The sequence below is a fragment of the Labedella gwakjiensis genome (assembly GCF_003014675.1).
In the GTDB taxonomy this organism is placed as follows: Bacteria; Actinomycetota; Actinomycetes; order Actinomycetales; family Microbacteriaceae; genus Labedella; species Labedella gwakjiensis.
The window spans coordinates 2037561-2055532 of the sequence record NZ_PYAU01000001.1; the positions used below are offsets into that span (position 1 = coordinate 2037561).

The 17972-nt window shown below is 69.6% G+C and carries 14 protein-coding genes, 1 tRNA gene and 1 pseudogene; 8 read left to right on the forward strand and 8 right to left on the reverse strand.

Going from position 1 to position 17972, the window contains the following annotated elements; translation table 11 throughout:
- Positions 1-3 precede the first annotated feature (3 nt).
- A complete protein-coding gene (locus CLV49_RS09665; protein WP_208019799.1) occupies positions 4-1239 on the reverse strand; it encodes an acyl-CoA dehydrogenase family protein in 1236 nt (411 codons plus the stop codon).
- A 1-nt stretch (position 1240) separates the two neighbouring features.
- Positions 1241-2683 (reverse strand): LLM class flavin-dependent oxidoreductase, encoded by a 1443-nt coding sequence (locus CLV49_RS09670; RefSeq protein ID WP_106563361.1) that lies wholly within the window; start codon positions 2681-2683, stop codon positions 1241-1243.
- Between the two features lie 281 nt (positions 2684-2964).
- On the opposite strand from CLV49_RS09670, the gene CLV49_RS09675 reads away from it, so the two are divergent.
- The 3 genes from CLV49_RS09675 to CLV49_RS09685 are packed head-to-tail and all read left to right on the forward strand — an operon-like array spanning position 2965 to position 6141.
- Entirely contained in the window at positions 2965-4308 is a 1344-nt protein-coding gene (locus tag CLV49_RS09675; RefSeq protein WP_106563362.1) for an ABC transporter substrate-binding protein, read from the forward strand.
- Complete coding sequence (locus tag CLV49_RS09680) at positions 4305-5258, forward strand: carbohydrate ABC transporter permease (protein WP_243696627.1); 954 nt, start codon at positions 4305-4307, stop codon at positions 5256-5258. The genes CLV49_RS09675 and CLV49_RS09680 overlap by 4 nt, the downstream gene beginning before the upstream one ends.
- Positions 5251-6141 carry a carbohydrate ABC transporter permease gene (locus tag CLV49_RS09685; protein ID WP_106563363.1) on the forward strand — a complete coding sequence of 297 codons (891 nt, stop codon included), beginning with the start codon at positions 5251-5253 and terminating at the stop codon, positions 6139-6141. The genes CLV49_RS09680 and CLV49_RS09685 overlap by 8 nt, the downstream gene beginning before the upstream one ends.
- A gap of 82 nt (positions 6142-6223) precedes the next feature.
- On the opposite strand, the gene CLV49_RS09690 is transcribed toward CLV49_RS09685, so the two are convergent.
- Both CLV49_RS09690 and CLV49_RS09695 read right to left on the reverse strand, forming a co-directional pair.
- Complete coding sequence (locus tag CLV49_RS09690) at positions 6224-7591, reverse strand: hypothetical protein (protein WP_106563364.1); 1368 nt, start codon at positions 7589-7591, stop codon at positions 6224-6226.
- Between the two features lie 192 nt (positions 7592-7783).
- A complete protein-coding gene (locus CLV49_RS09695) occupies positions 7784-8362 on the reverse strand; it encodes a hypothetical protein (protein WP_106563365.1) in 579 nt (192 codons plus the stop codon).
- Between the two features lie 153 nt (positions 8363-8515).
- Here CLV49_RS09695 and CLV49_RS09700 point away from each other — a divergent pair.
- A tRNA-Arg gene (locus CLV49_RS09700) sits at positions 8516-8588 on the forward strand.
- Positions 8589-8709: 121 nt separating this feature from the next.
- Here the strand turns inward: CLV49_RS09700 and CLV49_RS09705 are convergent.
- Positions 8710-9348: pseudogene (locus tag CLV49_RS09705) on the reverse strand (isochorismatase family protein).
- Between the two features lie 161 nt (positions 9349-9509).
- Here CLV49_RS09705 and thrC point away from each other — a divergent pair.
- The 3 genes from thrC to CLV49_RS09720 are packed head-to-tail and all read left to right on the forward strand — an operon-like array spanning position 9510 to position 11545.
- Positions 9510-10934, forward strand: coding sequence for a threonine synthase (thrC, locus tag CLV49_RS09710; protein ID WP_106565000.1), 1425 nt, complete (start codon positions 9510-9512; stop codon positions 10932-10934).
- A gap of 51 nt (positions 10935-10985) precedes the next feature.
- The gene (locus CLV49_RS09715; protein ID WP_106565001.1) at positions 10986-11231 is read left to right on the forward strand and encodes a ribbon-helix-helix domain-containing protein; all 246 of its coding nucleotides are present in this window, start codon (positions 10986-10988) and stop codon (positions 11229-11231) included.
- On the forward strand, positions 11228-11545 hold the full coding sequence (locus CLV49_RS09720) for a type II toxin-antitoxin system RelE/ParE family toxin (RefSeq protein ID WP_106563366.1): 318 nt from the start codon (positions 11228-11230) through the stop codon (positions 11543-11545). Before CLV49_RS09715 ends, CLV49_RS09720 begins: the two co-directional genes overlap by 4 nt.
- Positions 11546-11604: 59 nt before the next feature.
- Here CLV49_RS09720 and CLV49_RS09725 read toward each other — a convergent pair whose 3' ends face one another.
- From CLV49_RS09725 to CLV49_RS09735, 3 genes are read right to left on the reverse strand one after another with little or no spacing between them, the layout of a single operon-like run.
- On the reverse strand, positions 11605-13185 hold the full coding sequence (locus CLV49_RS09725; RefSeq protein ID WP_106563367.1) for an amidase family protein: 1581 nt from the start codon (positions 13183-13185) through the stop codon (positions 11605-11607).
- Positions 13182-14795 (reverse strand): amidase family protein, encoded by a 1614-nt coding sequence (locus CLV49_RS09730; RefSeq protein WP_106563368.1) that lies wholly within the window; start codon positions 14793-14795, stop codon positions 13182-13184. Before CLV49_RS09730 ends, CLV49_RS09725 begins: the two co-directional genes overlap by 4 nt.
- A 12-nt stretch (positions 14796-14807) precedes the next feature.
- On the reverse strand, positions 14808-16388 hold the full coding sequence (locus tag CLV49_RS09735; protein ID WP_106563369.1) for an amidase family protein: 1581 nt from the start codon (positions 16386-16388) through the stop codon (positions 14808-14810).
- 325 nt (positions 16389-16713) lie between these two features.
- Here CLV49_RS09735 and CLV49_RS09740 point away from each other — a divergent pair, with 325 nt between their 5' ends.
- On the forward strand, positions 16714-17958 hold the full coding sequence (locus CLV49_RS09740) for an ABC transporter substrate-binding protein (protein ID WP_158261942.1): 1245 nt from the start codon (positions 16714-16716) through the stop codon (positions 17956-17958).
- Positions 17959-17972 lie beyond the last annotated feature (14 nt).

Genomic DNA, 17972 nt, shown 5'->3' on the forward strand with positions numbered 1-17972 from the left:
CTCCTACGTGTAGAGGGAGATCGGCTGGAGCTCGCCATTGAGCACGTACGCGCCCACCTCGAGCTTCTTGTAGTCGACCGGGTCGTGGAGGGAGTGGGTGCGCACGTTGCGCCAGAACAGGTCGAGACCCGTCGACGCCTTCGCGGAGCTCGACCCCGTGATCTCGAAGATCCGGTTCGACACCTCGATGCCGACGTCGGTCGACACGACCTTGAGCTTCGCGATCTCGATCGCGATCTCCCCACGGATCTCCGCCGTCACGCCGTCGCCGAGCGCGATGACCTCGTCGAACGCGCGACCGGCACGGTCGGCGAGAGCCTCGACGGCGGCGATCTTCGACGAGAACTCGCCGACGACGCGCTGTACGAACGGGTCGTTCCGGTACGAGTCCGCCTGGCTGAGGAACCACGCGGCGGGGCGGGCACGTGTGATGTCGAGCCCCTGTGCGAGCGCGCCCTCCGCGACGCCGAGGTAGAGGTTGCCGAACGCGAGCTGGATGCCCGGGGTGATGAGGGTGGAGAAGGGCTCCTCCGTACCGACGCCGAGGATGTCGTCAGGCGAGACGACCACGTCGGTGAAGCGCACAGAGCCGCTCGCCGAGAGACGCTGGCCGAGCGCGTCCCAGTCTCCGAGGTACGAGACGCCGTCGCGGTCGTGGTCGAGCGCGAAGAAGAGGAAGCGGCCGTCGAGCTCGCCGCCCTGCACGATCGCGTTCACGAGCACGACGTCGCCGGCGGAGGCTCCGGTGGAGAATCGCTTCAGGCCGTTCAGGCGGTAGCCGTCGCCGTCCGGGGTGAGGAGCAGGTTCGGGTCGGTGGGGTTCACCGAGTCGCCCCACACCCAGCGGCCCTCGACCGTGCGGCGGTACCAGTCGGCGCGCTTCGCGGGATCGGTGTTGAAGCCGATGTTGCCTGAGTTGATGTAGTGGTACGCGAGGACCTGCGCGATCGACGCGTCGGTGCGCGACAGGATGCGGACCGCGAGGAACGCCGACTCCCAGTGGCCTCCGCCACCGCCGTATTCGGCGGGGTCGAGGAGGTTCACGAGCCCGCTCTCGCGGAGCAGGTCGAGCTCCGCGGTGGGGTCGAGGTTGGCGCGGTCGCGGGCGAGGGCGTCCTCTCCGAGGGTCGCGGCCACACGCTCGGCGACGCCGCGCCAGTGCGCGAGCTCCTCGCGAGACGCCGTGCCGCTCCACGGGGAACGGGCCGTCGCGATGCGGTCGATGGTCGTGTCGGTCACGTCAGGCTCCTTGGGTCTCGAGCGAAGCGGAGAAGAGGGACGGTGCGGTGTCGTCGGCCGCGCTCGGCTTGTCGACGTAGGCGCCGCGGTACGCGTGGGCGGGGTGCCACTCGGGCACGACGGGAGAGTCCGTTCCGTTGAGGCGACTGCGCAGCGTGCCCTCGGGGTACTCGTCCCACACGCGGCCGCGGCGGCGGAGCTCCGGGATGAGCAGCTCCACGACGTCCTCGAAGGTGCCGGGTGTGACGACGTACGCGAGGTTGAAGCCGTCGATGCCGCCCACCTCGATCCACCGCTCGAGCTCGTCGGCGACCGTCGTCGGGCTTCCGACGATCACGGGTCCGATGCCGCCGATCCCCACGTAGTGCGCGATGTCGCGAGGGGTCCACTCGCGCTCCGAGTCGTACTGGGTGAAGATCGCGAGAGCCGAGCGGGCGGCGTCCGTGTCGACGTACTTGAGCGGCTCGTCGGGGTCGTACTGCGAGAGGTCGAGTCCCGACCAGCCGCCATACAGGGCGAGTGCGCCGTCGAGGCTCACGTAGGGCCGGTACGCGTCGTACTTCGCCTGCGCCTCCTCATCGGTGTCCGCGACGACGACGGTCGCGAGCGTCAGGATCTTCACGCTGTCGCGCGGACGACCGATCTGCTCGGCCCGGTCGCGGATGTCGTCCGTGATGCGGCGTGTGAGCTCCGGCTTGAGGCCGTTGATGAAGATGGCCTCTCCGTGCTTGGCCGCGAACTCGCGGCCACGCGACGAGGCGCCGGCCTGGAAGATCACGGGCGTGCGCTGCGGGCTCGGCTCGGAGAGGTGCACACCGGGCACGCGGAAGTACTCGCCGTCGTGCGCGATGGGGTGCACCTTCGTGGGGTCGGTGTAGACGCCGCGCTCACGGTCGATCACCACGGCGTCGTCCTCCCACGACCCCTCCCACAGCTTGTAGGTGACGTCGAGGAACTCGTCGCCGATGCCGTAGCGGTCGTCGTGGCCGATCTGCTTGTCGAGGCCGAGGTTCTTCGCGGCGGAGTCGAGGTAGGAGGTCACGACGTTCCAGCCCACGCGGCCCTTCGTGAAGTGGTCGAGCGTGGAGAAGCGCCGGGCGAGCGCGTACGGCAGCTCGTACGTCGAGGCGACGGTGACACCGAAGCCGAGGTGCTCCGTCGCGTGCGCCATGGCCGAGACCTGCACGATCGGGTCGCCGACGGGGATCTGCGCCGAGTCCTCGAGGGCCGTGGCGGCGGAGTGCCGGTACACGTCGTACACGCCCACGACGTCGGCGATGAAGAGGGCGTCGAACGTGCCGCGCTCGAGCAGCTTCGCGAGGTCCACCCAGTAGTCGAGGGAGTTGTAGCGGTGCGCCTGGTTGTCCGGGTGCTTCCACAGCCCGGGTGCCTGGTGCGTCACGCAGCTCATGTCGAACGCGTTGAGGATGATGCGCGAAGCCATCTCGCTGTCTCCAGTTCCTGCTCGGACTCGGGTGCCGCACTCCGGGAGGCGGCGGGACACAGGCTCCGCGTCGGAGCCGTCCGGGCCGAAGCTACCGGGCAGCGGAGGGCCGCCGCGAGGTCGGCCGACACACGACGAAACCTTCGGCGACACAGTTCGTCACATCGTGTCGCCGTCTTACGGCGCCGCTTCCGCCGGGCTCGCGGCGTCCCTACATTTCTCAGACAGCGCCCCGTTCCGGTGGCGAGCTCCGACCCCACCCGATCTCCGAGGAGACCCCCATGACCACGATCCGTTCCCCCTTCGGACGCCGCGCCCGCCGCGTGGCGCTCGTCGCCGGAGCCGCGACCGTCGCCCTCGCCTTCTCCGCCTGCGCCGGCGGTTCAGCCGATGCCGGGGGCGAGGACGGCGACTTCACCGGCCAGGAGCTGTCCGTGCTCATGATCTCCTCGCACGAAGGCGCGGCCGAGTGGCTCACGACCGAGTTCGAGAAGGAGACGGGCGCGATCATCAAGCCCGTCATCGTGCCGTACGACGAGATCGGCTCGAAGCTCGCCCTCGACCAGCAGTCCGGTGCCAACACGATCGACGTGGCCGCCCCCTGGTACACCTCGCTCGGCGACCTCGCGGCCGACGGCGCCATCCAGGACCTCACCGAGTGGGTCGACGGCAACGATGCGATCGACGTCGACGACTTCATCCCGTCCATCTGGGAGCCGTACAGCCAGGTCGACGGCAAGACCTACGGCCTCCCGTTCGACGGCGACACCCACGTGCTCTTCTACAACAAGGAGATCCTCGCCCGGAACGGCTTCGACACCCCGCCGAAGACGTGGGACGAGTACCTCGAGCAGACGAAGACGATCACCGAGAACGAGGGAGCAGACGGCGTCTACGGCGCCGCGGTGTTCGGCCAGAAGTCGCCCCTCATCCTCGGCGCGAGCTTCGCGAACCGCCTCGCCGGCTTCGGCGGCGAGTTCGTCGACGAGGACGGCAAGCCCACGATCAACTCGCCGGAGGCCGTCGCCGCCGCGCAGGCCCTCGTGGACGTGAACGACTACGCCTTGCCGACCCCCGCCGAGACCGACTTCGGTGCCGGCAACAGCGCCTGGTTCGCCGGCAAGGTGGGCTTCATCGAGAACTGGACCGACCTGGGCGTGCGCTCGCAGGACCCGGAGAGCGGCTCGGAGGTCGTCGACAAGTGGGGCGTCACGCTCCTGCCGACCGGTGGCGACAACACCCAGTCGCGCGCGTCGCTCGTCGCCGGCTTCAGCTGGGTGATCTCCGCGAACACGCAGAAGACCGCTCTCGCGCAGAAGTTCATCGAGTTCGCGTCGTCGTCCGAGGTGAACGCGAAGCTCCTCACGGCCCTCCCGCCCACCGGCATCGACCCGAACCGCGTCTCGTCGCTCGAGGACCCCACGTACGGCGAGGAGTACCCGGAGATCCAGGAGGCCAACCGCGCGACGCTCGACGGCGCCCTCGCGTGGCCCACCGGCGAGAACGCCACGGAGGCCGCGCAGGTGCTCACGGACGAACTCGCGAAGCTGCTCGCCGGTGAGGGCGGTTCCGCGCAGGACACCCTCGACCGCGTCCAGGCGGAGTGGGAAGACCTCCTCGGGTGACCGCCACCCTCACACGCCAGTCGGACCCGCGGATCGGTGAGAACCGAGACGCGGGTCCGTCCCGTGCGCCCCGGCGGCGCCCCCGCACGACGTGGACGCGCCGTGTCTTCGTCGCCCCCGCCGTGCTCGCCCTCGTCGTCCTCGGTGGCTACCCGCTCGTCTTCATCGCGCTCGCCGCGTTCACCGAATCGAGCCTCGGCCGCCCGTTCCAGGAGTTCGTCGGCACCGCCACGTTCGAGAGCGTGCTGGGGGATGCCGACGCGACGGCCGCGCTCGTCCGCGGCGTCGTCTACGCGGTGCTCGTCGCGGTCGTGAGCGTGGTGCTCGGCGTCGCGACGGCCGTCGCCCTGTGGCGCTCGGTTCGTTCCGGCGCGATCGTCCGCACGCTGCTGCTCCTCCCGATGATCACGCCACCCGTGGTGGTGGGCATCCTGTGGAAGCTCGTCTTCAACCCGTCGGGCGGGCTCGTGGACACAGTGCTCGGCGCCGTGTTCCCCGGCGGCGGGACGGTGTCCGTGCTCTCGCACCCGGTGTTCGCGTTCCTCGGTGTCGCGCTCGCCGACGTGTGGGAGTGGACGCCGCTCATCGTGCTGCTCGTGTTCGCGGCCCTCATCGGGCAGGACACCGAGATCGGCGAGGCGGCCGCGCTCGACGGCGCGCATGGCTTCCGCTTGTTCCGCAGCATCACGCTGCCCGCGATCGCGGGAGTGGTCGGGGCCGCGTTCCTCATCCGTCTCGTGCTCGCGTTCAAAGTCTTCGACCTCGTCTACATCCTCACGTCGGGCGGCCCCGGCCAGTCCACGACGATGCCCGCCTACCTCATCTGGCAGGCGGCGCTGCAGCAGTTCGACGTGGGACGTGCCGCCGTCATCACGCTTCTGCTCGCGGTGGTCGTGACCGTCGTGACACTCCCCGTCGTCGCCGTCACCCGGAGGCTCCACCATGACTGATCTCCAGACCCGTGAGGTGTCATCTTCGGACGCTCAACCCGTCCGGCCGGCGATCATACCCGCCATCAGGCGACGGAAGAAGCGGTCGTGGGGCGCCGCGGTATGGGTTGGACTGTCGCTCGCGGCGGCGCTCGTGCCGCTCGCGTATCTCCTGTCGGTGTCGCTCATGACGCAGGGACAGGTCTCCGCTGGACTGCTCGTGCCGACGTCGCCGGCCTGGGGCAACTGGGCCGCCGCGTTCACGGAGTCGGGGTTGCCGCGTGCGATCGTGAACTCCGTGGTCGCGTCGCTCGGCGGAGCCGCCCTCACCCTCGTGTTCGCGCTCCCCGCCGCCTGGGCGATGGCGCGTCACCGCACGGGCGGGCGCACGCTCGCCGGGCTCGTGCTGAGCCCGTGGCTGCTGCCGCCGATCGTCGCGATCGTACCCGTCTTCACCCTTCTGCGCGTGCTCGGACTGAACAACACGCTCGCGGGCCTCACCCTCGTCTACGCGCTCACGAACACGGCCGTCGCGATCTGGCTGCTCGAGGGCTTCGTCCGCCGCCTTCCGGTGGAGCTCGATGAGGCGGCGCAGATCGACGGGGCGGGGGAATGGCGCGTGCTCGTGAGCGTCGTGACCCCGCTCCTCACGCCCGCGCTCGTGGCTGTCGGGGTGATCGTGGCGGTGCTCAACTACAACGAGTTCCTGTTCGCGACGTTCCTCACGCAGGGTCCGGACGCTCAGACGGTGCCCGTGATCCTGTCCCTCATGCTCGGCGAGCGGGTGCAGGACTTCGGCAAGATCGCCGCCGCGTCCCTCATCGGCGTGATCCCCGTCTTCGCCGCCGCGGTCTTCCTCCAGCGCTGGCTCGTCGCGGGCCTCACCGCCGGTTCCCTCAAGTGACCCAAAGGGCTACTCCCGAGCGAGGGCGCCACTCCCACATGGCGCCCTCGGCACGTAACTGGCGCCCTCGAAGAGCGCGAGGCTACTCAGCGACGAACGGCGGGTCGAGCCGCCAACCCGCGTGGAGGACGAGCTCGCGAGCACCCGCCCTCCGGCGGCGGTAGCTCCACACCAGCCCCACGATCCCGGCCGCGAGCACCGCCCCGCCGATCACGGTGAGGAGGGTCGCCAGGAGGGGGCCGCCCAGGTCGAGCAGGTCGTCGCTGTCGTCGAAGAAGAGAATGAGCCCGATGAGGAACGCCAGCCCGCCGATCACCGAACCGGTGAAGCCGAGCGCTCGCGCAGACCGGGTGCCGGGTGCCGGCTCCGCCCACGCGGCGAGGAGCGGCGTCGCGAGACCCCGCGTGCGCTGCTGCGGGTCACGCGTTCCGAGCCAGGCGAAGGCGATGGTCTGTCGCCGGCGCACCTGAGCGTCCGCCACCGCGCACCAGACGAGGTAGAGGACGACGCCGAGGAGACCGGGTCCGACGATCCAGAGAGCCGCGAGATCGTTCGCGTCCTCGTCGAGCCGCGAGCCGCTCGTGGTCTCCGCGACGACCGCCACCATGAGGGCGATGCCGGAGACGAGGGCGGCGACCACGATCAGCAGGACGAGGATGCGGCGCAGGGTGATGAACGGAACAGGGTGCGCCCGCAGGTACCGCGCGGCGTCGGCGTCGTCTTCCTCCCACTGCCGTTCCAGGTCCGCCGCCTCGTGCTGCGACATCCGCGGGCGTTCGGGCAACTCCACCCCCGCAGCGTCCAACGGAATCGGAGGGGCGAGCGGGTCGGCAGAGGTCGCCTCCGGTTCCGCGGCCGCAGCCACCGGCGCATCGGGATTCTGCGCCGCGAGCATCGAGCGGAGCTCGTCCAGCAGGAGCCGCTTGCCGGCGTCGGACTTCCCGCCCGATTCCGTGAGCGCGTCAGCGAGCGCCGCCTGCTGGTCGGTGAGGCCGCCCGGACGGAGCGGTTCGACGATAGGCGCCGCCTCGATGAACCGGATGAGCTCGGCCACGCTCGCCGCATCGAGTCCTTTCAAGGGCTGACCGGCGATGAGCACCCGGACGCTCGGCCCTTCCGTCGAGAAGAAGCGGTACGTGACGTAGGCGGCGCCGACGCCGGCGGATATCCCGCGGACCGCGCGTGTGACGGACGCCAGCGGCACCGTCCGACCTCCGAACGATGCCGTGCCCGCCCGTGGGTCCCACGCCAGTGGGCGATACAGGATGGCCGTGAGCCCGAAGACCACGGCGAGGAGCAGTGCGACCGACAGGACGGCCCCTGCCAGGTACGGCACCTGCCCGTCGGTGAGGCGCGTGAGCGGCGAGCCCAGAAGGAACCCGCCGATCACGCACACGACGACGATGAAGCGGATGCTCCCGAGTGCGGGATTCCGTCCGATGCGAGTCATGAGGAGTCGTCCTTCGGTGTGCGGAACGTGGTCGCCCCAGACTAGGGGCGGGCGCCGCGTCCGTTCGGGAGGACGGCGTGCCATCCGGGGCGCCGGGCGCGCACGCCGGCTGGGAGATCCGTCGGCCCGCCCGTCGAAGCGTTCCCGATGTCTCTCGGTTGGCCCTCGCGTGGTCCTCCCGCTACAGCCTGTCTAGCCGCGAGGATCGATCAGGCGGTCGAGTTCGCGAAGCAGCAGGAGTTTCCCGACGGCTGTGCGCCCTTCCGACTCGGAGAGTCCGTCGACGAGGACGTTGTGCTCGTCGGTGAGCTCGTCGACGAGCGCCGGTTCGGCGATCGGTGCGGCCTCCACGAGGCGGCGGAGCGAGTCGAGACCTTCGTGATCGAGCCCCTTCAGTGGACGGCCCGCCACGAGGATGCGCACACTCGGTCCCTCGGTGGAGACGAAACGGTAGCTCAGGGAGACGGAGGTGCCGACGCCCACCGACAGGCTGCGCTCCACCCGGGTGATCGAGGCGAGCGGCACCGTGTGCCGCCAGAACGAGACGGTGCCGGCCTGCTCGTCCCAGTCGAGTGAACGGTGGAGCAGCGCTGCGATCCCGAAGACGAGCCCGAAGAACGCCGCCGCCGACACGAGCACCGCGATCTCATACCCGACAGCACCGTCCGTCATGCGGGAGACGGCGGAACCGACCGCGAGGCCGAAGATGGCGCTCAGCACACTCGTGAGGCGGGCGGCGCCGATCACGGGATTGCGGCCGATACGCGTCATGGCGGACGTCCTCGATCTGTCACCGGAGGGGGTCGTCACAGCTTATGTCGCGTGGGCGTCGAGCTCGCTGAGCCCGATTGGCGTAGGCCGCCGTGCGCCTGATAGTCTCTACTCTGGCCTGCGAGCGGGAAACCGCATCGAAAGCCGAAAACTGCGCCCGTAGCTCAACGGATAGAGCATCTGACTACGGATCAGAAGGTTGGGGGTTCGAATCCCTCCGGGCGCACTCTGCCAGCTGAGTAACCGGCTGGCGCAGGTTCTGGTTGAGACAGAATGAAACGGCTCGCGAAAGCGGGCCGTTTTCGTTTGTGCGGGGTGGGATCAGGACGACCGCCGCACCAGCCTCGTCAGCCCTCGGGGAACCGCTCGGCGCCGCGAGCCGCGGATTCGATGAGGTTGTCGGGCGCGAGCGCGCGGCCGTCCCTCACGGCGGCCGCCCACTCGTCGGTCGTCGCGACGGCCGCGAAGTTCGAGTGAAGCAGGGCCATGAGCATCTCGTGGACCGTGCGCGCGCTCGCCGAGCCGGCCGCGTTGACGATGTCGATCGCGCCCGTGGCGTCGGAGAGGACCTCGGCAGCGAGCCCGACCGGCTCGGCCTCCGCGGCCGACGCGAGGATGCAGTTGTTGGTCATGTAGCCGACGAGCGTGACGGTGTCGACGCCCTGCTCACGGAGCCACGCGTGTACGTCCGTGTCCGCGAAGACGGAGCCGTACTGCTTCGTGACGGCCTTTCACTCCGCCGTGCGCCGCTGCTCCACTTCGGGGTGCAGGGCGAACGCCGGCGTCTCCGGGTCGAAGATCGGAGCGCCGGCGCCCGCGTCGTGCTGCACGACGACGATCGGGAGCCCGGCGGCCGTCGCGGCGTCGATCGCCGCGGCGATGCGCGGGACCGACTCCGCGTGCGGGGGGAAGCGGATCTCGAGCGGACCCTCGACGTACTGCATCTGCACGTCGACGAGGACGAGGGCGCGGTTGGGAGAGGTCATCGTGGTCGATCCGATCGTCCGGGGATGGGTGCCCTCTCACCGTACGACGGCCAGCCTCGGACGGACGCCCGTTGACCACAGCCTCCGCGCCGCATCCACGCGTCCGTAGAATGGGAGCGACCACCGATCGACCATCGACGAAGCGACCGAGGCAACCCATCGTGCAGTTCATCTCCACCCGCGGCGGCTCGCTCGGGCAGTACACCGACGTCCTCATCGAAGGCCTCGCGCCCAACGGCGGCCTCGCGGTTCCCGCCGAGCTGCCGCGCATCGACGCCGGCATGCTCGAGGAGTGGCGCGAGCTCGACTACATCGGGCTCGCCACCGAGGTGATCGGCCTGTTCGCGACCGACATCCCGCGCGACGACCTGCGCCAGCTGTGCGAGTCCGCATACGGCGCCGGCCGCTTCGCGAGCCCCGAGGTCGTGCCGCTCAGCGACATCGGCGAGGGGCTCACGCTCGTCGGCCTGTCCGAGGGCCCGACTCTCGCCTTCAAGGACCTCGCTATGCAGTTCCTCGGCGGCGCACTCGAATACATCCTGACGAACAGGGACCGAGTCCTCAACGTGCTGGGAGCGACGTCCGGCGACACCGGATCGGCCGCCGAGCACGCCGTCCGTGGACGGGATCGCCTCGCGATCTTCATGCTGTCGCCCAAGGGCCGCATGAGTGAGTACCAGCGCGCGCAGATGTACTCCCTGCACGACGAGAACGTGCACAACATCGTCGTGGACGGCGTCTTCGACGAGTGCCAGGACCTCGTGAAGCGCCTTTCCGAGGACATCGAGTTCAAGCGCGAGCACCACCTGGGCGCCATGAACTCCATCAACTTCGGTCGGATCTCGGCGCAGGTCGTGTACTACGTGTGGGCGTGGCTCCGCGCCACCGACGAGGTCGCGGAGTCCGAGCGCGCAGCCTTCGAGGTGTCGTTCGCGGTGCCGTCCGGCAACTTCGGCAACATCCTCTCCGGCCAGTACGCGCGCCTCATGGGTGTGCCGATCCGCCGGCTCGTACTCGCGGTCAACGAGAACAACGTGCTCGACGACTTCTTCCGCACGGGCATCTACAGCCCGCGCTCGGCTGAGAAGACGTTCGCGACGTCGAGCCCGTCGATGGACGTCTCCCGCGCATCGAACCTCGAGCGCTTCGTCTTCGAGCTGCTCGGCCGCGACCAGGAGCGCACGGCCGCCGCGTGGGAGGAGCTGCGCACCACAGGGCAGATCGACCTCTCGGCGGAGAAGCACCGGTTCGAGTCCGAGTTCGGCATCGTGAGCGGCACGAGCACCCACGACAACCGCATCGCCACGATCCGCGAGTTCTCCGACGCGGTGGCCGTCGTCCTCGACCCGCACACCTCCGACGGCGTGAAGGTCGCGCGGGAGTACGTCGAGACCGGCGTCCCCATGCTCGTCCTCGAGACGGCCAAGGCGCCGAAGTTCGCGAACACGCTCGCGGAGGCTCTCGGCTCGACCGCCCCGGTCGACCCCGCGACGCGCGCGCTCCTCGACGCCCCGCAGCGCACGGTCGACATGGCCAACGACGAGGCCCCGCTCCGCGCCTACATCAGCGAGCACGCGCTGCGCTGACCGGAGGAACGACGATGGCAAAGTTTGCCATCGTCGGCGTACCATGGGGTGATGGCCACCATGAACGTCTCCCTTCCGGATGGGCTCAAGGATTTCGTCGAGTCGCAGGTCGGCGAGCGTGGATACGGCACGAGCAGCGAGTACGTACGTGATCTCATTCGCAGGGATCAGGCGCGCACCCAGGTGCGGGGCCTCATCGTCGACGGAATGACCTCTGGTCCCGGGCCCGAGCTCGACAGCAAGTACTTCGACGGGTTGCGCTCGCGGATTCGCGGATCCGAAGCCGACCTCGCGTGACCCGCCGTGTCGTCTCGACGCGGCGTGCCTACCTCGACATCGACGAGGCCGTCGATCACTACCTCGACGAGGGCGCGCATGCCGCGGCCCTCGATTTCGTCGATGCCGTTCAGGACACAACGGAGCTCCTCGCCGCCCACCCGTCAATCGGCTCGACCCGATTCGCGATCGAGACGGGCATAGCCGAGCTCAGGAGCATTGCTCTTCGACGCTTTCCGTACATCATCTTCTACACCGACGACGACGACGCCGTGCGCGTCCAGCGGGTGCTCCACTCTCGGCGAGATATCCCCGCCGAATTGCACGACCTCTGACCGGTCGCCGCTGAAGGCGACGGACATGCAGCCCTCTCGGCGACACAGTCCGCGACGCGTCAGCGCTCTGGGAGCCACCCGAACCGGCGCTCGTAGGTGCGAGCGATCGCGAGGAGCCGGTCGTCCTCGAAGTGCTTCGCCACGAGCATGACGCCCACCGGGAGACCGGCTGATGCGGCCGCCGGCATCGACAGGGCCGGGTGTCCTGTGACGTTGTGAATCGGGGTGTTGCCGGTCATCGTCCACCCGCGCCGCCCGATCTCCTCGGCGGTGGCGTCTGGAGCGATCTCGTGGGCGTAGTGCGTTGCGGTGGGCATGGCGATCACGTCGACGGACGACAGGGCGTCGTCGTACACGGCGCGCAGTGCCGTGCTCGCGTTCCGCGCCTCGCCGTAGACCGTGCCATCGAAGCGGTCGCGCACGAGCTCGCCCGCCGTCACCATCGCGAGGTAGGTGATCGGCGTGGAGGCACCCCGCTCGGCGAAGCCCCTCGCCATCGCCTGGGCGAACGCCGGGTTGTAACTGCCCGTCCAGTTGTGGGCCTCGCCGTGCGACCAGTGCGTCGCCGCGATCCCCTCGATGAGGGCGGCGAACATGACGTCGCCCGCGAGCACGTGCTCGGGCATCGACACGTCGACGATCTCCGCCCCGAGCTCGCGCAGTCGGTCCATCGCCTCGAGGAACGCGGCGACGGTCTCGACGCGTCCCTCGTGGCCGTCGTCACCGACGTCCAGCGCCTCGGTGACGATCCCGATGCGGAGACCGTCGAGTCGGTCGCCCGCGCCCGCGACGGCCGCCGCGAAATCGAGGGTCGGCTGGTCGCGCGGCTGGCGAGGGTCCGACGGGTGGGGCCCCGACATCGCGTCCATCATCGCCGCCATGTCCTCCACCGTGCGCGTGAGCGGACCCACGTGGTCGACGGAACGGTCGAGCGACGCGATGCCCGTATACGGCACGAGTCCGAAGGTGGGCTTGAGCCCGAGGTAGCCGCACCATGCGGCCGGCAGGCGGACGGAGCCGCCCTGATCGGTGCCGATGGCGATGTCGACGGTGTCGTACGAGAGCGAGGCGGCGGATCCTCCGGACGAACCGGACGCAGCGCGCGTCGGATCGAACGGATTCCGCACGGGGCCGAAGGCGCTCGTCTCGCCGCCGCCCGACAGGGCGAGGTTCTCGAGGTTTGTCATGGCGACGACGCGGGCTCCCGCGCCGAGGAGACGTTCGATCACGACGGCGTCGCTCGTCGGCGCGTAGTCGGAGGGGATCGCCGAGCCGAGGGTCATCGGCACGCCGGCGACGGAGACGAGATCCTTCACCGCGAGCCGCTTGCCCGCGAGCGGGCCGTCGGGCGCCCCGGCGATGTCGACCCAGCGCACGACGGCGTTGAGGGGATCCTCGTCGCGTGTGGCGACCCGTCCCGGGTCGCGCGGTGCCGTCGGGGCCGGCGGCGGCACGAGACGCCCGGCCGCGGAACGGAACCGCTCGACGGACTCGTAGACGAACTCGACGAGTCCGTGGAGCTGGTCGATGTCGATCTCGTCGACCGGGAAGCCGGCGGCCCCGGCATACCGCTCGATGTCCTCGCGCGAGACCGTGCCCGCCGGTGCGTTCGTGCTCGTGGGTGAATCCGTCGTCGTCATTCCGAGACCTCCGTCGTGGTCGTGGCGAACGGCGAGTGCGCCGTCGGGAAGGTGGGGGCTGCGGCGGGGAACCAGCCCCGCGCCTTCTCCCACGTGCGGGCGAAGGCGATGAGCTCGTGGTCGGTGAAGTGCTTGCCGACGAGCATCACGCCGAGGGGCAGCCCGTCGGCCTCGGCCGCGGGCATCGACAGGGCCGGGTGACCCGTCGCGTTGTGGGTGGGGGTGTCGACCGCCATCGAGAAGGAGTGCACCTGGGTGTCGTACATCGAGGCCTCCGGGGTGCGTCGCATCGCGGTCGTGGGCGTCGTCGGCATGATGATCGCGTCGACCGTGGCGAGGGCGGCGTCGTACGCGGCTCGGACGGCGGGGATGGAGTTCTGCGCCTGGGCGTAGACGGTGCCGAAGTACCGCGTGCGGAGGAGCTCGCCGAGGGCGGCCGACGCGCGGTAGGCCGGCGGCATCTCGGCGCCGAACGCCGCGAGTCCCTTCCCGACGGCGAGTCGCGTCTCCACCGAGTGCGCGCCCGACCAGTGGTAGCCGTCTCCGAAGGACGACAGCGTCGTCGCGACCGACTCCACCATGGCACCGAAGATGATCGAGCCGCCGACGCGGTGCTCGGGGATCGAGATCTCCACGATCGTCGCCCCCAGCTCCTCGAGGGACGAGACGGTCGAGCGGAAGGCGGCAAGAGCAGCCTCGCGCTCGGGCGACCCGTCCGAGTCCTCGACGGCCTCCGACAGGACGCCGAACGTGACGCCGGCGAACGAGTCGGGGGCGCTCTCCCAGGCCTCCAGGAAGGGGAGGTCGGGGACGCCGGCCGCCTGTCGGGGATCGCCGGGCGCCTGCCCTGCGACGGCGGCCATCGCGAGCGCCATGTCCTCCGTCGTCCGGGTCATGGGGCCCACGTGGTCGAACGTGAACTCGTGCGACGCGATGCCCTGGTACGGGACGAGAGAGTGGGTCGGCTTGAGGCCGAGGACGCCGCACCACGACGCGGGGAGCCGGATGGATCCGCCCTGGTCGGTGCCGAAGGTGATGTCGACCCCGTCGTAGAAGAGGGCAGCGGCCGATCCTCCGGAGGACCCGCCCGTCGACCGCGACGGGTCCCACGGGTTCTCGCACGCGCCCCATCGGCCGGACTCGCTGCCGCCGCCCCACGCCATGCCTTCGAGGTTCGTCATCGCGACGATCCGGGCCCCGGCCTCGAGGAGTCGGCGCGCGACGGGGGCGTCCTCCCGTGGCACGAAGCCGTCGAAGATCCGGTTCGCGGCGCTCAGCGGCACTCCCGCGACGCTGATGAGGTCCTTGAGTCCGATGCGCTTGCCGTCGAGGAGGTCGCCGGTCACGGCCGACGGGACGGCGTGCACGTCCACCCACCGGACGACGGCGTTGAGCGGATCGGTGTCCGTCGTGGCCTCCGTGTCCGTGATCCGTTCGGCGGGGACCGCGTCGATCGGGGGGAGGAGAGGTGCGCTCACAGCGAGGAAATCGTCGATCTGGGCGGCCATCCACCGCGCGAGCCGCGTGAAGTCCTCCCTCTCCGCCTCGCTGAAGTCCGTGCCGATGCGTCGCGCGGCCGCGCGCAGCTCGTCGTCGTCGAAGTCGATCATGTGGGTCCGTCCTCAGTTCGTCGTGCCCGGAAACTCCGGGGCCTCTGCGGGGAACCAGCCGTAGGCCTTCTCCCACGTGCGGGCGAGGGCCACGAGCCGGGCATCGTCGAAGTGTCGGCCGACGAGGGTGATGCCGAGGGGCAGCCCCTCGGACTCGGCGGCGGGCATGGAGAGCGCCGGGTGCCCCGTCGCGTTGTGCGCCGGGGTGTCCGTCGTCATCGAGAAGCTGCGCCGATGCATCTCGTAGACCGAGGCCTCGGGCTTCAGGAGCATCGCGGGCGTCCGGGTCGTGGTCATGAGCACGACGTCCACGTCATCGAGCGCGCGGTCGTAGGCGGCGCGGAGGACCGGGATCACGGTCTGGGCCGTCGCGTAGACGGTTCCGAAGTAATGGGAGCGCAGGTGTTCACCGAGAACGGCGGCCGTCTTGTAGGCCGCCTGGAGCTCGTCCCCGTGCGCGAGCATGCCCATGCCGACGGCTCGGCGGACGTCCACCGAATGACCGCCGCCGCGGTGGTAGCCCTCGCCGTTGCCGTGCAGGGTGGCGGTGACGCCTTCGAGCATGGCGGCGAAGAGGATCGCCCCGGCGAGCTGGTGTTCCGGGATGGAGATCTCTACGATCTCGCCGCCGAGCGCCGCGATCCTCTCCCGCGTCTCGGCGAAGGCGGCGAGCGCCGCCTCCCTCTCGGGGGTGCCGTCGGACGCGAGGGCCTCCGTGAGGACACCGAACCGGACGCCGTCGAACCGATCGGGCGCCGATGCCCACGCGTCGACGAAGCCGAGGTCCGTCGGGGTGCCGGCGCCCTGACGCGTGTCGCTCGGGTGAGGGCCGGAGATCACCTGCATCGCGAGGGCCATGTCCTCTGTCGTGCGGGTCATCGGTCCGACGTGGTCGAACGTCACGTCGTGGGAGGCGATGCCCGTGTACGGCACGAGGGAGTGGGTGGGCTTCAGCCCGAGCACACCGCACCACGACGCGGGGAGGCGGACGGAGCCGCCCTGGTCGGTGCCGAAGGTGATGTCGATGCCGTCGTAGAAGAGGGCGGCGGCGGACCCGCCCGACGACCCCGACGTGGAGCGTGCGGGATCGAAGGGGTTCCGGGTGGCTCCGTAGATCCCCGACTCGCCGCCCCCGCCGAACGCGACGCCCTCCATGTTGGTCATGACGGTGATGCGGCCGCCGGCCCGGAGCACCCGCTCCGTGACGACGGCGTCCTCGCGCGGGACGAACCCTTCGAGGATGGTCGTCGCAGCGCTCATGGGGATCCCCGCGACGGAGATGAGGTCCTTCATACCGATCGATTTCCCTGCGAGCAGGTCGCTCGTGATCTCGTCGGGTGTTGCGCGGACGTCGACCCGTCGCACGATGGCGTTCAGGGGGTCCTCTGCCGGCGTCGGGGCGGTACCGGCCACGCGGACGGCCGGGACGGCGGACGGCGCGGGCACGAGAGGCCTGCTCGATTCGAGGAATTCGTCGATCGTCGACGCCATCCATCGTGCGAGCTGCAGGACGTCGTCGCGCTCGTAGTCGTGGATGTGGGTACCGACGCGGTGCGCCGAGGACTGCAGTGCATCGAAGTCGAACTGGATCATGGTGCCTTCTTTCGGAGCGGGTGGCGGGGAACCGAAAACAACGTTGATCAATTGGTAGCACCCATTTGACCAAGCTGGGTGACGCGTCAATTGCCCTCGTATTAAGAACGTGTAACCGCTCTCTGCCTGATCGGCGCGGGAGATGCCATAGAAACGCCTGGTGAAAGAGCATTAAGTGATCCGACGACTTCGTTTCATGTTTGTAAAGTCTCGCGATTCTGTTGATTTTGCGCGACAGCAGTGCTCCAATCTGGACCAACCAATTGGGTTATCCGCACCACCTCATCCCGACACCAGGCCCCATCCCGACACCAGGAGAACTCCCATGAGAACAGTCCACCGGCGCGCGACCGTCGCGTCTCTCGCCATCGTCCTGCTCGCCACGGCGACGGGATGCTCCGCCACGAGAGGGGAGGACACCGCGAGCGGTTCGGGCTCCGGCGAGGCCCGCACCTCGTGCGACGAGAACGGAGTCAGCCAGGGGATCACCGACGACACGATCAAGCTCGGGAGCTTCACGCCGCTCACCGGTCCCGTGGCGGACCCGGGTACGAGCGGCCTCGCCGGCCTCCAGTACGCCATCGACACGGCGAACGCCGACGGTGGGATCGACGGCCGACAGATCGAGCTCGTCGTGGAGGACGACCAGTACGACGCCTCGGTCGCGCTGCAGGCCGCCCGTCGCCTCAACGAGAGCGACGAGGTGTTCGCCTTCACCGGCGGAATCGGCACGCCGAACTTCGTCGGCGTGCTCCCGTACATCAAGCAGAACGCCATCCCCGCCGTCGGACCGTACGCCCCGTCGAATCAGGTCGGTGTCATGGAGAACCCCGACGTCTTCATGATCTGGCCGAACTTCGTCGACGAGTTCGACGTGGCGGTCTCCTGGATGATGGAGAACGAGCCGGTCGAGTCCGCCTCCCTCGTCCAGCAGGTCGGCGACGTCGGAGATGACGCCCTCGCGGGAATCGAGAAGGCGCTCGACGGCACCGGCGTCGAGCTCAGCACCATCCAGACGGTCGAGCCCACCACCACGGACTTCTCCGCGATCGCGCAGGCCCTTCGGAACGCCGACAGCGAAATGGTCATGTTCATCGCCGGCCCGGTCGTCGTCGGTCAGGTGATCCAGGCGATGCACCAGATCGGCTACGAGCCGCGCCTGCTCGGACAGTCCGACATGACGGACGAGTCGTGGCTCTCCGAATTCGGGGACGAGGGCGAAGGGATGATCGTCGCTACCAAGGTCGCGCCCTTCGGAAGCGACGACCCGCTCGTGCAGCAGTTCGTCGACGACTGGACCGCGGACAACGGGGAGGCGCCCACGATGTGGAACGCGGCCGGCTACACCCAGGGTCTTGTCACGATCGAAGCCCTCAAGACCGCTCCGGCCCTCACACGCGACTGCTTCGAGTTCGCGCTCGAGACCATGAGCGACTTCGAGACCGGACTCATCCCGCCCGTGACCTTCGGGCCCGATTCGCGGCAGGGGACCAACGCGGTCGGCGTCGCGAAGATCGAGGACGGCGAAGTCGTCCAGGTGGCCCCGTTCCAGCTCGTCTCCGGCGACTGACCCCGATAGACAAC

What these genes read in the sequence shown, in the direction of transcription:
- CLV49_RS09730 (WP_106563368.1), bottom strand. Translation starts at nt 14,795, where the DNA reads ATGATCGACTTCGACGACGACGAGCTGCGCGCGGCCGCGCGACGCATC.
- CLV49_RS09670 (WP_106563361.1), bottom strand. Translation starts at nt 2,683, where the DNA reads ATGGCTTCGCGCATCATCCTCAACGCGTTCGACATGAGCTGCGTGACG.
- CLV49_RS09725 (WP_106563367.1), bottom strand. Translation starts at nt 13,185, where the DNA reads ATGACGACGACGGATTCACCCACGAGCACGAACGCACCGGCGGGCACG.
- CLV49_RS09740 (WP_158261942.1), top strand. Translation starts at nt 16,714, where the DNA reads ATGAGAACAGTCCACCGGCGCGCGACCGTCGCGTCTCTCGCCATCGTC.
- CLV49_RS09715 (WP_106565001.1), top strand. Translation starts at nt 10,986, where the DNA reads ATGGCCACCATGAACGTCTCCCTTCCGGATGGGCTCAAGGATTTCGTC.
- CLV49_RS09675 (WP_106563362.1), top strand. Translation starts at nt 2,965, where the DNA reads ATGACCACGATCCGTTCCCCCTTCGGACGCCGCGCCCGCCGCGTGGCG.
- CLV49_RS09735 (WP_106563369.1), bottom strand. Translation starts at nt 16,388, where the DNA reads ATGATCCAGTTCGACTTCGATGCACTGCAGTCCTCGGCGCACCGCGTC.
- CLV49_RS09685 (WP_106563363.1), top strand. Translation starts at nt 5,251, where the DNA reads ATGACTGATCTCCAGACCCGTGAGGTGTCATCTTCGGACGCTCAACCC.
- CLV49_RS09690 (WP_106563364.1), bottom strand. Translation starts at nt 7,591, where the DNA reads ATGACTCGCATCGGACGGAATCCCGCACTCGGGAGCATCCGCTTCATC.
- CLV49_RS09695 (WP_106563365.1), bottom strand. Translation starts at nt 8,362, where the DNA reads ATGACGCGTATCGGCCGCAATCCCGTGATCGGCGCCGCCCGCCTCACG.